This is a genomic window from Streptomyces sp. NBC_01116 (genome assembly GCF_041435495.1).
In the GTDB taxonomy this organism is placed as follows: Bacteria; Actinomycetota; Actinomycetes; order Streptomycetales; family Streptomycetaceae; genus Streptomyces.
On sequence record NZ_CP108644.1, the window covers coordinates 8,281,618 to 8,296,179 of the forward strand.

General features: G+C 74.4%; 1 protein-coding gene. It reads left to right on the forward strand.

Translation table 11 applies throughout. From position 1 onward, the window contains the following. Positions 1-158 precede the first annotated feature (158 nt). The gene (locus OG245_RS36090; RefSeq protein WP_371628086.1) at positions 159-14,546 is read left to right on the forward strand and encodes a type I polyketide synthase; all 14,388 of its coding nucleotides are present in this window, start codon (positions 159-161) and stop codon (positions 14,544-14,546) included. Positions 14,547-14,562 lie beyond the last annotated feature (16 nt).

Below are 14,562 nucleotides of genomic sequence, written 5' to 3' on the forward strand. Positions count from 1 at the left end.
GCTATGCGACTTGGGCAAGATCGACCTCGCAGGTCCGGCCGCGGTACACGCCGGGCACGACGAAGCCGTCCCGGCCGGCCGGCGACCCGTGGGATTGGGCGCCCGCCACGCTCCGGTGACCGATGGTTCTGCTTGCCGTGAAGGAGTCCGAAGACACGATGGCGCACCCCGACGGTACGGAAGCACCGCTGCTGTGGACACTGGCCGGCAGCGGCAAGGAGTCGTTGGCGGCCGGCGCGCGCGGCCTGCACGCGTACCTGGCCGGTCGTGACGACTGGACCCCCCAGGACATCGCGCTCACCCTCGCGCGCACCGCTTCCGAGGGGAGCCGACGGGCGGCGCTGGTGGCGGACGGCCGTGACGGACTCCTGCGGCGGCTGGCCGCGCTCGCCGACGGCAGGAGCATGCCCGGCCTGGTGGAGGGCACCGCAGGGACCGCCCGCCGGGTCGCCTTCGTGTTTCCCGGGCAGGGCGCGCAGTGGCCCCGGATGACGGTGGACCTGCTGGACACGTCCACGGTGTTCCGCGACCGGATGGACGCGTGCGCGCAGGCCCTGGAACCGTTCGTCGACTGGTCGCCGATCGACGTGCTCCGCGACCCGGACGCACCGGGCGCACCCGCTGCGGACCGGGCCGACGTGGTGCAGCCCCTGCTGTTCGCCGTGACGGTGTCGCTCGCCGCGCTGTGGCGCTCCCACGGCGTGGAACCGGCCGCCGTGCTCGGCCACAGCGTCGGAGAGGTCACCGCCGCCGCGGTCTCCGGCGCGCTGTCCCTGGACGACTCCGCCCGGGTGGTGGCCCTGTGGAGCCAGGCCCAGGCGACCCTGGCCGGGCAGGGCGACATGGTCTCCGTCTTGTCCCCGGCCGACGAGGTCGAGCCGCGGCTGCGCCGCTGGGACGGCCGCCTCGTCGTCGCCGCGCACAACGGCCCGCAGTCCGTCATCGTCTCCGGTGACCGCGACGCCGCGGCCGAACTCCTTGCCGACCTGGCCTCGGACGCGGTGCACGCACGGCGGATCGCGGTCGGCCTGGCCGCCCATTCCCCCCACATCGACGCGATCATTCCCCGGATGCGCGCCGACCTCGCACCGATCCGGCCCCGCACACCGCATCTGCCCTACTACTCCGGACTGACCGGCGGACGACTGGACGTCCCGGTACTGGACGCCGACTACTGGTGCCGCAACCTGCGAAACACGGTCAGGTTCCACCAGGCGACCGGGGCCTTGCTGCGGGACGGGCACGGCGTCCTGCTGGAGGTCAGCCCGCACACCGTGCTGACCTCAGCCCTCACGGACTGCGCGGAGGAACACGGCGCGCAGGCCGCCGTCCTCGGGACGCTGCGCCGGGACCAGGGCGGTCCGGGCCGCTTTCTGACCTCGCTCGGTGACCTGTACGTGCGCGGTGTCACCCCGGACCGGAAAACGCTGTCCGCCGGTCGGGACGCCCCGGTACGGGAACTGCCGGCGGCTGCCCTGGCCGCGCTCGTGGAGCCCGGCCCCGCGGACACGGACGGGCCGGAAGGCGAAGGCGGCGCGGGCGGCGACCGCGGCGCGGGCGCCGCGTTCCGCGCGGAGCTGGCCGGCATGGACGAACCGGAGCGGCGCGCAACGCTGGCCCGGCTGGTGGGCGAGGAGATCGCCGCACTGACCGGGCGGTTAGATCCGATCACCGGCGACCTGGCCTTCCTCGACCTGGGATTCGACTCCGTCACAGCGGTGGAGCTGCGCAACCGGCTGAGCGCGGCGACGGCGCTGCGCATCCCGGCGACGATCGTCTTCGACTGTCCGACCCCGGCGGCCCTGACCGCGTACCTCTGCGCCGAGATCAGCGGGTCCCGGTCCGACCGGTCCGACTGGGACACGGACGCGGACGCGCCGGTGCGGCGGGCCGCGGACGACGACCCCGTGGTGATCGTCGGCATGGGCTGCCGTTACCCCGGAGGTGTCGGCAGCCCCGACGAACTCTGGGAGTTGCTGTCTGCTGGTGCCGACGCCGTCTCCGCGCTGCCCGGCGACCGCGGCTGGGACACCACGGGACGGTACGACCCCGCACCGGGGACGCCGGGCCGGTACTACCAGCGCGAGGCGGGCTCGCTCGCCGGCGCGGCCGACTTCGACGCGGAGTTCTTCGGAATCTCGCCGCGCGAGGCCCTGGCGATGGACCCGCAGCAGCGGCTGCTGCTGGAGACGACCTGGGAAGTACTGGAGCGGGCCGGGATCGCCCCGGCCACCCTGCGCCGGACCCGGACGGGCGTTTACGTCGGGGCGATGACCATGGACTACGGGCCCTCTCTCGAGCAGGGCGCCGAAGAGGGCGGCCACCTGCTGACCGGCAACACCGGCAGCGTCGCGTCGGGCCGACTGGCCTACACCCTGGGTCTGGAGGGCGCGGCGGTCACTGTGGACACGGCGTGCTCGTCCTCGCTGGTGGCCCTGCATCTCGCGGTACGGGCGCTGCGGTCGGGCGAGTGCTCGCTGGCGCTGGCCGGCGGCGCGACCGTGATGTCCACGATCGGCATGCTCGTGGAGTTCAGCCGACAGGGGGGTCTGGCCCCGGACGGCCGCTGCAAGGCATTCGCGGCAGCCGCCGACGGCTTCGGCCTGGCCGAGGGCGTGGGGATGCTGCTGGTGGAGCGGTTGTCGGACGCGCGGCGCCGTGGGCATCCGGTGCTGGCGGTGGTGCGTGGTTCGGCGGTGAATCAGGATGGTGCGAGCAATGGTCTGACGGCGCCGAATGGTCCGTCGCAGCAGCGGGTGATTCGTGCGGCGTTGGCGGACGCGGGGCTGGTGGCGTCGGACGTGGATGTGGTGGAGGCGCATGGTACGGGGACGCGGTTGGGCGACCCGATCGAGGCGCAGGCTCTGCTGGCGACGTACGGGCAGGACCGTCCGGTGGACCGGCCGGTGTGGATCGGCTCGCTGAAGTCGAACATCGGCCACGCCCAGGCCGCGGCGGGGGTGGGCGGTGTCATCAAGTCGGTGCTCGGCCTGCGGCACGGGGTGATGCCCAAGACGCTGCACGTGGACGGTCCCACGCCCGAGGTGGACTGGTCGGCCGGAGCCGGTCGACTGCTGACGGAGGCCCGTGCGTGGGACGACACGGGACGCCCGCGCAGGGCCGGGGTGTCCTCCTTCGGTATCAGCGGGACCAACGCCCACGTCATCCTGGAGTCTGCCCCTGGTGGGGCTCCGGCCGGGGCGGAAGAGGGAGGCCGGCGTCCGGGGGTGGTTGCGTGGCCGCTGTCGGCGCGCAGCGCGGACGCCCTGCGGGCACAGGCGGCGGCGCTGTCGGCCCGGGTGGTGGCGGAGCCCGGACTTGATGTGGTGGACGTGGGGCATTCTCTGGCGGTGGGGCGTGCGGCTTTCGAACACCGTGCGGTGGTGGTGGGTGGGGACCGGAGCGAGTTGCTCGGTGGGGTGAAGGCGCTGGCTGAGGGCCGGTCGGTGCCGGGGCTGGTGCGGGGCGATGGTGTGTCGTCGGGTCGTGTGGTGTTGGTGTTTCCGGGTCAGGGTTCGCAGTGGGTGGGGATGGCTGCGGGGTTGTTGGGTGGGTCGGGTGTGTTCGCGGGGCGGATGGCGGAGTGTGAGCGGGCTCTTTCTCCGTATGTGGACTGGTCGTTGGTGGAGGCGTTGGGTTCGGAGTGTTTGTTGGCGCGGGTTGATGTGGTGCAGCCGGTGTTGTGGGCGGTGATGGTGTCGTTGGCGGAGGTGTGGCGGTCGTTCGGTGTGGTTCCGGATGGTGTGGTGGGTCATTCGCAGGGTGAGGTTGCCGCTGCGTGTGTGGCGGGTGGTCTGAGTTTGGGTGACGGGGCGCGTGTGGTGGCGTTGCGTTCTCGTGCGGTGGGGGTGTTGGCGGGTCGGGGTGGTATGGCGTCGGTGCCGTTGCCGGTGGGTGTGGTGGCTGGGCGTCTTGTGGGGTGGGGTGGCCGGTTGTCGGTGGCGGCGGTGAACGGCCCGTCGTCGACGGTGGTTTCGGGTGACGCGGACGCGGTGGCGGGGCTTCTTGGAGAACTGATCGGTGAGGGTGTCCGGGCCCGTCGTGTCGAGGTCGATTACGCGTCGCATTCCTCGCATGTGGAGGAGATCCGTGAGCGGTTGCTCTCCGATCTGGCGGGTATCGCTCCGGTTTCGGGTTCGGTGCCGTTCTATTCGAGCGTGACCGGTGGCCTGTTGGACACGAAGGCTCTGGACGCGGGGTACTGGTACCGGAATCTTCGGGAGACCGTCGAGTTCGAGCGGGCGACGGGTGCGCTGCTGGCCGATGGTTTCCGGTTCTTCGTGGAGGCCGGTCCGCATCCGGTGCTGGGTGTTGCGGTGGGGGAGTCGGTGGAGGCCGCGGGTGTGGATGCTGCGGTGCTGGGGACGTTGCGGCGTGATGAGGGCGGGCCGGAGCAGGTGTTGCGTGCGGTGGGCCGTGCGTGGGAGCGCGGCCTGGAGGTGGACTGGTCGGGTGTGTTCCCGGGGGCGCGGCGCGTCGAGCTGCCGACGTACGCCTTCCAGCGGCGACGTTACTGGCTGACGGCCCCCGCCGCCGTCCCGGCCGCCCCTGTCGAGCACCGCTGGGACGACCTGGAACTACAGGACCCCGCCCAGCTCGCCGAAACCCTCGGGGTCGGCCGTGAGGCCCTGGACGAAGTCCTGCCCGCCCTGGCGACCTGGCGCTCCGCCAGAAACCGTGAGCGGAGGGCGGAATCCTGGCGCTACCACGTTGCCTGGGCACCCCTGTCGGTCGCGCCGGCGGACGGCCTCGCCGGTCGCTGGCTCGCCCTGCGCCCCGAGGGCGACGACGCGGCGGCCGTCCTGGACACCCTCGGCGCGGCCGGAGCCGACGTCCTCCCCCGCGTCGTCGCCGATCCGGGCGCGACCCGCGAACAACTGGCATCCCTCCTCACACAGACCGTGGGGGAGCAGCCGATCGCCGGCGTGCTGTCGCTGCTCTCCTGGGAGGAGCGACCCCACCCCGAATACCCCGACCTGCCCGGCGGTCCGGCGCTGAACCTCGCGCTGGTCCAGGCGCTGGAGGACACGGGCATCGACGCCCGGCTCTGGACGCTTACGAAGGGAACGGCGGTCCTGGGCGGCGCGGAGCGGCCCGGACACGTCGGTCAGGCCGCGTCGGCAGCCCTGGGCCGGACGCTGGCATTGGAGCACCCGCACCGGCGGGGCGGTCTGGTCGACCTGCCCGAGGCGCTGGACGTACGGGCTGCCCGCCGCCTGTGCGCGGTGCTCGCGGGAGCCGCGGCCGATGAGGAACAGGTGGCTGTGCGCTCCACCGGGGTCCACGGACGCCGTCTCCGGCCCGCCCCTCCGTCCGTGCCGCCGAAGGCCCGTGAGAACGGTCCGGCCGCCGGGCCACGGCCTCGATGGCAGGGCACGGTCCTCGTCACCGGTGGCACCGGTGGAGTCGGCTCGCACACGGCGCGCTGGCTTGCGGGCCAGGGCGCGCAGCGGCTGCTGCTGGTCAGCCGTCGCGGTGCCGACGCACCCGGCACGGACGCGCTGCGGGTGGAACTGACGGCGCTGGGCGCCGAAGTGGCCTTCGCGGCCTGCGACGTCGCCGACCCGGCCGCACTGGCGGCGCTGGTCGCCGACATCCCGGCGCGATACCCGCTGTCCGCCGTCATCCACGCAGCGGGAGTCCTCGACGACGGTGTGCTCGACGCGCTGGACCCCGCGCGGCTCGCCGTCGTGCTGCGCGCCAAGCTGACCGCCGCACGGAACCTGCACGAGGCCACCGCGGGTCTCGACCTGTCGGCCTTCGTGGTGTTCTCGTCGGTGATGGGTGTCGTGGGCAGCGCCGGGCAGGGCAACTACGCGGCCGCCAACGCCGCCGTCGACGCACTCGTCGCCGCCCGCCGGGCGGCCGGGCTGCCCGGCACGGCCGTGGCCTGGGGCGCCTGGGCCGGGCCCGGCATGCTGGCGGACGATGTCGCCGCGCGACTGCGGGACTTCGGCATGCCGGTGATGGAGCCCGAAACGGCCGTGACCGCGATCGGCCGGGCACTCACGGAGGACGACGCGCTGGTCGTGGTCGCCGATGTCGACTGGCGGCGCTTCACCGCGGGCATGGGGCTGCGGTCCGCCGCCCTGCTCGACGGGATACCGGACCCGGCCGCGGCGACGCCCGTCCCAGACCCGGCAGTACCGCCGGCGGCCCGGGAAGGCGGCGGCTCCGCCGACGCGCTGCGGCAACAGGTCACCCTACTGCCGCGCCACGAGGACAGGGTCAGGACCCTCACCGAACTGGTGCGCACCCACGCGGCGACGGTCCTGCGCCACCCCGACGCCGACACGGTCCAGCCCGAGAAGGCTTTCTCCGCGCTCGGCTTCGACTCGCTGACGGCGGTGGAACTGCGCAACCGGCTCGTCACCGCCACCGGACTCGCCCTGCCCGCCACCGTCCTGTTCGACCATCCCACACCGTCGGCACTGGCCGACCGTCTGCTCGCGGACCTGGACCTGGACCTGGACCTGCGGGGCGCGGGGAGCGGCACGGCCGGCACCGCCGGGACCGGGGCGGGCCGGGTGGTGGAGTCCGGCAGCAACGAGCCGATCGCGATCGTCGGCATGGGCTGCCGCTTCCCCGGCGGGATCGCACACCCCGAGGACTTCTGGCGCCTGCTCTCGGAGGGCACCGACGCCGTCGGCGACTGGCCGTCGAACCGGGGCTGGGACACCGAGGGCCTGTACGATCCGGACCCCGACCGCGCCGGCACCACGTACAGCAGGCAGGGCGGCTTCCTGCACGACGTCCCCGAGTTCGACGCGGAGTTCTTCGGCATCTCGCCGCGCGAGGCCCTGGCCATGGACCCGCAGCAGCGGCTGCTCCTGGAAACCGCCTGGGAGGCGGTCGAGGGCGCCGGGCAGGACCCGACCGCGCTGAAGGACCGGCAGGTCGGCGTCTACATCGGTACCAACGGCCAGGACTACTCCGCACTGCTGGAGGGCGCCGAGGGAGTATCCGAGGGCCATCTGCTGACCGGGAACACGGCCAGCGTGCTGTCAGGGCGGCTGTCCTATGTTCTCGGCCTCCAGGGGCCCTCGCTCACCGTCGACACCGCGTGCTCCTCGTCGCTGGTGGCGCTGCACCTGGCCGTGCAGGCACTGCGGCGCGGTGACTGCGAGCAGGCCCTTGCGGGCGGGGTGACCGTGATGAGCACCCCGCGGCTCTTCGTGGAGTTCAGCCGTCAGCGCGGGCTCGCCGCCGACGGACGGTGCAAGGCGTTCTCGGCGGAGGCGGACGGCACGGGCTGGGGCGAGGGCGCCGGAGTGCTGCTGCTGGAGCGCCACAGCGACGCCCTGCGCCAAGGCCACCCCGTACTCGCGCTGATCAGTGGCACCGCCGTGAACCAGGACGGCGCCAGCAACGGGCTCACCGCCCCCAACGGCCCGTCCCAGCAGCAGGTCATCCGCGCCGCCTTGGCCGACGCCGCACTACGAGCCGACCAGATCGACGCGATCGAGGCCCACGGCACCGGCACAAGGCTCGGCGACCCCATCGAAGCGCAAGCGCTCCAGGCCGTCCACGGACCGGCCCGCCCGGCGGACCGTCCGCTGTGGCTCGGCTCGGTGAAGTCGAACTTCGGACACACCCAGGCGGCGGCCGGGGTGGCCGGGGTGATGAAGATGGTGCTGGCCATCCGCCACGGCGAACTGCCGGGAACCCTTCACGTCGGGACACCGAACCCGCACGTCGACTGGTCAGGCGGTGGCATCCGCCTGCTCACCGCGCGCACCCCGTGGCCGGAGACCGGGGGCCCGCGTCGCGCGGGCGTGTCGTCGTTCGGCATCAGCGGCACCAACGCGCACACGATCATCGAGCAGGCGCCTGTCATCGCGGTCGTGCCCGCCCCGGCCGGGACCGGCACCCGGGACCGGACCGACACCTCGGCCGTGCCCACCTCGGACACCGCCGCCACCGCCGCGATGGCCATCGCGGCGGTCACCGACACCCCCACCGCCCGCCGTACCGGCCCACCCGTGCCGCTGCTGCTCTCGGCCAGGACACCAGAGGCCCTGCGGGCGCAGGCCGGCCGGCTGGTGAGCCGACTCGATGCCGACCCGGACGTCGAACTGGTGGACGTCGCCTACTCGCTCGCCGCGGGACGAGCCCCGCTCGAACACCGGGCCGCCGTCCTGGGACGGGACCGGGTGTCCGTCCGGCGCTCTCTCACCGCACTCGCGCGCGGCACGGCAGCGGGCCGACTGCTCACCGGCGGCGCCGTACGCTCCGGCCGGACCGCCTTCCTCTTCCCGGGACAGGGCAGCCAGCGGGCCGGAGCCGGTGCTGAGCTCTACCGCGACGACCCGGTGTTCGCCGACGCCCTCGACGAGGTGCTGACCGGCTTGGACCCGCATCTTGACCTGAGCCTGCGCGACATCCTGTTCGCCGGGCCGGGAACCCCGGGTGCGGACCTGCTCGACCGCACCCGGTACACGCAACCCGCGTTGTTCGCCCTGGAGACGGCGCTGTTCCGGCTCGTACGGCACTGGGGTGTGCGGCCCGACCTGCTGATGGGGCACTCCATCGGTGAACTCGCCGCCGCCCACGCGGCGGGCGTGCTGGACCTGCCCGACGCCTGCGCGCTGGTAACGGCCCGGGGACGGCTGATGGACGAACTGCCCGAGGGCGGGGCGATGGTGGCGGTGGAGGCCACCGAGGAGGAAGTGCGCCGGGCTCTGCTGGACGACCGCACCGGGCACCCCGTCCCGGAACGGGAAGCGGTCCGGGACCCGGATCAGGACCCGGGCCGGGAAGCGGTGGACATCGCCGCCGTCAACGGGCCCACCTCGGTGGTCCTGTCCGGTGACGCGGACGCGGTACGGCGCCTGGCGGGGGCGTTCCGCTCCCGAGGACGGCGCATCCGCCGTCTGAGCGTGAGCCACGCGTTCCACTCCTCCCGGATGGACGGGATGCTCGACGCCTTCCGGGACGTGGCCGAGTCGCTGACCTACCACGCGCCCGGAATCGAGATTGTCTCCAACCTGACCGGGCGTACCGCCACGGCCGCGGAACTCCGCTCCCCTGATCACTGGGTACGCCACGTCCGGGGCACCGTGCGCTTCCTGGAAGGGGCCCATCGGCTGCGGGACGAGGGTGCGACGACGTACCTCGAACTCGGACCGGGCGGCGTGCTGTCCGGCATGCTCCACGCCTGCCTGCCCGACCCCACCGCCACTCCCGTCCCCGGCGGCACCGGGACGGTGCCGCTGCTGCGCGACGGCCGTGGCGAGCCGGACGCGGTCCGCACCGCACTCGCCTCGCTGCACCTGCGCGGCGTACCGGTGGACTGGTCGGCGGGCTGGAGCGGCACCGACGTGCGGCGGGTCGACCTGCCGACCTACGCCTTCCAGCGCAGGCGTTTCTGGCCGGAAGCCGCCCTGGACCCGGCCCCCGCCGCCTGGCGCCGCCGGAGTACCGCGGTCCCCGCCGGCCCCCACCGCTACCGCATCGCATGGGAGCCGCTCACCGCGCCCGCGGAGCCACGCCTCTCCGGTCGCTGGCTGCTCGTCACGCCGGACGGGCCCGGCGCCGAGGACACCGCACTCGCCTGCGAACAGGCCCTCGCCGGACATGGCGCCGACGTGGTCGTGATCCGGATCGGCGCCGCCGTCGAACGCACTGAACTGGCCTTGCTGTTACCGGAGTTCGGCGCCTTGGATGGCATCCTGTCCCTGCTGGCCCTGGCTGAGGGGCCCCACCCGGGCCTGCGGACGCTCGACGCGTGCCTGACCGGGACCCTGCTGCTGCTGCAGGCACTGGGTGAAAGCGGCATCGACGCACCGCTGTGGTGCGCCACCCGCGGCGCGGTGGCGGCCGACGGCACGGAGGAGGTCAGCCCCGAGCAGGCCCAGGTGTGGGGCCTGGGCCGGGTGGCGGCACTGGAGCACCCACTGCGCTGGGGCGGCCTGGTCGACCTGCCGGACCTGCTGGACGGGCCCGCGCTGGACGGGCTGTGCGCGGTGCTGGCCGGACGGGACGGCGAGGACCAGGTGGCCGTACGCACGCCGGTACCGCTGGGCCGCCGGCTCGTCCCCGCGCCGGAGCCCGCGACCCCCGCGCCCGCACCGTGGACGCCGCGCGGCACGGTCCTCGTCACCGGCGGCACCGGCGGCCTCGGCGCCCAGGTGGCGCGCTGGCTCGCGGAGCACGGCGCGGAACACCTCGTCCTCCTCGGCCGACGGGGCCCCGAGGCTCCCGGAGCCGACGAGCTGATCGACGCTCTGGCGGCGCTCGGCGCCCGGAGCACCCTACTGGCCTGCGACGTTGCCGACCGCACCGCGCTGGAACGGGTCCTGGAGCGGCTGCACGACGAGGGCGACACCGTACGGGCAGTGGTGCACACCGCGGGACTCACCTCGGACACCGCGCTGATGGACTGCACGCCGGAGGAACTGGCCCGGCGGACGGCGGCCAAGACGCGCGGCGCGGCCCACCTCGACGCCCTGTTCGAAGGCCGCCCGCTGGACGCCTTCGTGCTGTTCTCCTCGATCTCGGGCACCTGGGGCAGCGGCGGCCAGGGCGCGTACGCGGCGGCCAACGCCTACCTGGACGGCCTCGCCGCGGCGAGGCGTGGCCGGGGCCTGACGGCGACCTCGGTGGCCTGGGGCCCCTGGGCCGGCGCCGGCATGGCCGACGGCGCCGTGGGCGACGGCCTGCGCCGCCACGGGCTGGTGCCGATGGCCCCCGCGGCGGCGCTCTCCGCGCTCGGCCTGGCCCTGGCCCTGGGCGAGGGCGAACCCGTCGTCGCCGAGCTGGACTGGAGCCGCTTCGCGCCCACCTTCGGTTCGGTGAGGGACAGCGCGCTGCTGCGCGGCCTGCCGGCCGTCCCGGAGCCCCGGGCGGCGCACGGCGGCCCCGCGGCGGCGGACACCTCCGCCGGGTCCGGACCCGGTACGGGCGGCGACCCGTCGTGGCTGCACCGGCTGCACCGGCTGTCCGAGCCCGAGGGTCGCAAACTGCTGACGGAGCTGGTCCGGAGCGAGTCGGCCGCAGTGCTGGGCCACGAGTCGGCCGTCGGCTTCGCAGCCGACCGCCCGTTCCGTGAGGTGGGCTTCGACTCGCTCACCGCCGTCGAACTCCGCAACCGGCTGGTCGCGGCCACCGCTCTGCCGCTCGCGCTCACCTCCGTCTTCGACCACCCGACGGCAGCCGCCCTCGCCGCGCACCTCTTCGCCGGGCTGAGCGGCGCGGAACCGGACGCCGACGGCACGACCGGCACGGCCGGGCCCGCGGCGGCCGACGAGCCTTTGGCGATCGTCTCGATGGCCTGCCGATTCCCGGGCGGCGTCCGCTCGCCCGAGGACCTGTGGCGACTGGTGGCCGACGGAGTGGACGCGGTCGCCGCGCTGCCCGCCGACCGCGGCTGGTCGCTGGACACCCTCTACGACCCGGACCCCCTGCACCCGGGCACCTTCTACACCACCGGCGGCGGATTCCTGGACGGGGCGGCAGAGTTCGACGCGGAGTTCTTCGGCATCTCCCCGCGCGAGGCACTGGCCATGGACCCGCAGCAGCGACTGCTGCTCGAAACCAGCTGGGAGGTACTGGAGCGGGCGGGACTCGATCCCGCGTCGGTACGCGGCAGCGAGGGCGGCGTCTACGTCGGCGTCGCCGCCCAGGGCTACGGCACCGGCCCGCAGAACCCGTCCGACGAGGTCGAGGGGCACCTCCTCAGCGGCACGGTCACCAGCGTCGCCTCCGGCCGCGTCGCCTACACCCTCGGACTCGGCGGCCCCGCCGTGACCGTGGAAACGGCCTGCTCGTCCTCGCTGGTGGCACTGCACCTGGCCGGCCAGGCACTGCGCGCCGGCGACTGCTCGTTCGCCCTGGTCGGCGGCGCCGCGGTGATGGCGAGCCCGGACGTCTTCGTCGAGTTCAGCCGTCAGCAGGGCCTGTCGCCCGACGGCCGCTGCCGCTCCTTCGCCGAAGGGGCGAACGGTACGGGCTGGGGCGAAGGGGTGGGCGTACTGCTCGTGGAACGCCTCTCCGACGCGCGCCGCCTCGGGCATCCGGTCCTCGCCCTCGTACGGGGCACCGCGGTCAACCAGGACGGTGCCAGCAACGGCCTCACCGCCCCGAGCGGCCCCGCACAGCAGCGGGTGATCAGGACCGCGCTGGCCACGGCGGGACTGTCCGGCGCCGATATCGACCTGGTCGAGGCGCACGGAACCGGCACCGTGCTCGGCGACCCCATCGAGGCGCAGGCCCTCCTGGCCACCTACGGCCAGGACCGGCCCGCCGACCGCCCGCTGTGGCTGGGGTCGCTGAAGTCCAACATCGGGCACACCCAGGCCGCCGCCGGAGTCGCCGGGGTCATCAAGACGGTGCTCGCGCTGCGGAACAGCGTGCTCCCCGGCACCCTGCACGCACAGGAGGCGTCCAGCCGGGTGGACTGGTCGGCCGGTGCGGTCCGGCTGCTCGCCAACACCCGCCCCTGGGACGTCCCGGACGGGGACCGGCCGCGCCGGGCCGGCGTCTCCGCGTTCGGCATGAGCGGTACCAACGCCCACGCCATCCTGGAGGAAGCACCCGCCGCCGAGGCCCCACTGCCCCGAGGCACGTACGGCGAACCGTCCGAGGACTCCGGGACCACGGTTCCGTGGCTGCTCTCCGCCATGACCCCCGCGGCCCTGCGCCGACAGGCACGCCGGCTGGGGGAGCACCTGCGGGCCGACCCCGACGGGGACGCCGCCGGACCGGCCCGCGCGCTCGCCACCACTCGCCCCGCCCTGCCCTTCCGGGCGGCCGCCACCGGCCGCGGCCGCGACGCGCTCCTCGGCTGGCTTGACGCCCTCGCGGCGGGCGAACCCGCGCCCGACGCCGTGCGGGACCGGGCGCGCGGCGGCCGCACGGTCTTCGTCTTCCCCGGCCAGGGCTCGCAGTGGGCCGGCATGGCCGTGGCGGCGCTCGACACCTCCGAGGCGTTCGCCGCCGCCATCGCCGCCTGCGAACGGGCGCTCGCCCCCCACACCGACTGGTCCCTGACCGAGGTGCTGCGCGGCGTGCCCGGCGCACCGACGCTCGACCGCGTGGACGTCGTCCAGCCGGTGCTCTTCGCCGTGATGGTCGCGCTGGCCGCGCACTGGCGCGACACCGGGGTCACCCCGGACGCGGTCGTCGGACACAGCCAGGGCGAGATCGCCGCCGCCTGCGTCGCCGGAGCGCTGTCGCTCGACGACGCGGCCCTCGTGGTGGCGCTGCGCAGCCGGGCACTGCTGAGGCTGGCGGGGCGCGGCGGCATGGTGTCGGTCGCCGCGTCCACCGAGCGGACCACGAGCCTGCTGCCCGCCGGCGGACGCGTGTGCGTGGCCGCGGTGAACGGGCCCGGAGCCGTGGTCGTCGCCGGGGAGTCCCAGGAGCTGGCCGCCCTGCTCGCGGCCTGCGACCGGGAAGGCGTACGGGCCAAGGCGATCCCGGTGGACTACGCGGCCCACTCGGCCCAGGTCGCCGAGATCGAGGACGAACTGCGCGAAGCCCTCATCGGGATACGCCCCCGCGCCTCGGCCGTCCCGCTCCACTCGACGGTGACCGGCGAACCCGTCGCCGGAGAATCGCTCGACGCCGCCTACTGGTACCGCAACCTGCGCGAGCCGGTCGACTTCGTCGGAGCGACCCGCACCCTGCTGGAAGCGGGTCACACCCTCTTCGTCGAGGTCAGCCCGCATCCGGTGCTGCTCGCCGGGATCGAGGCGGTGGCCGCGGAGGCCGGACGTGAGGTGTCGGCGGTCGGCACGCTGCGGCGCGGCGACGGTGGCCGGGACCGGCTGCTGGCCTCACTGACCGAGGCGTGGGCGGCCGGCGGCGGTCCGGTGGACTGGTCGCCCTGGACGGGGGCCTCGGTCCCGGGCGGCCCGGCACCCCTGCCGCTGCCGACGTACCCCTTCCAGCGCGACCGGTACTGGCTGCCCACACCGGGCCGGACGGCCTCCTCGGCCATCACCGGGGTACCGGTCGAGGGTGTTTCGGAGGCCGCGGGCGACGACGACGGCGCCCCCGCCGTACGACTGGCCGCCCGGCTGGCCCCGCTGGACCGGCAGGCACGCCGTCAAGCGGTACTCGACCTGGTCATCCGGCACGCGGCCGCGGTCCTCGGCCACCCCGGATCCGGTCCGGTGCGCCCGGAACGCTCCTTCTCCGAGGTCGGCTTCGACTCGATGCTCGCGGTGCGGTTCAGGAACGTGCTGTGCGAGGCCACCGGGCTGACCGTCCCGCCGACGGTCGTCTTCGACCACCCGACGCCCGAAGCGCTCGCCACCTACCTGGACGCGGAGCTGACCGCCGCGCCCGAACCGCCCTCGCCGCTGCTGGCCGAGCTGGCCCGGCTGGACGCGCTCCTTTCGGCCGTTCCGCCCGGAGCGGCCGACACCGACGGGGTCGGCGAACGACTGAACGAACTGCTGCGCGGCTGGGGCCGACGCGCCGACGCGCCGGGCGGCGAGGCTCCACCGCCCGGGCCGGTGGACGACACCACCACGGCGACGGAAACGGCGACAGCGGACGAGCTGTTCGCCCTGCTCGACAACGACTTCGGCAATTCCTGAGAGAGAGCTGGCACCG

Excerpts from the sequence above, each read along its gene's own strand:
- OG245_RS36090 (WP_371628086.1), top strand. The coding sequence starts at position 159 with ATGGCGCACCCCGACGGTACGGAAGCACCGCTGCTGTGGACACTGGCC.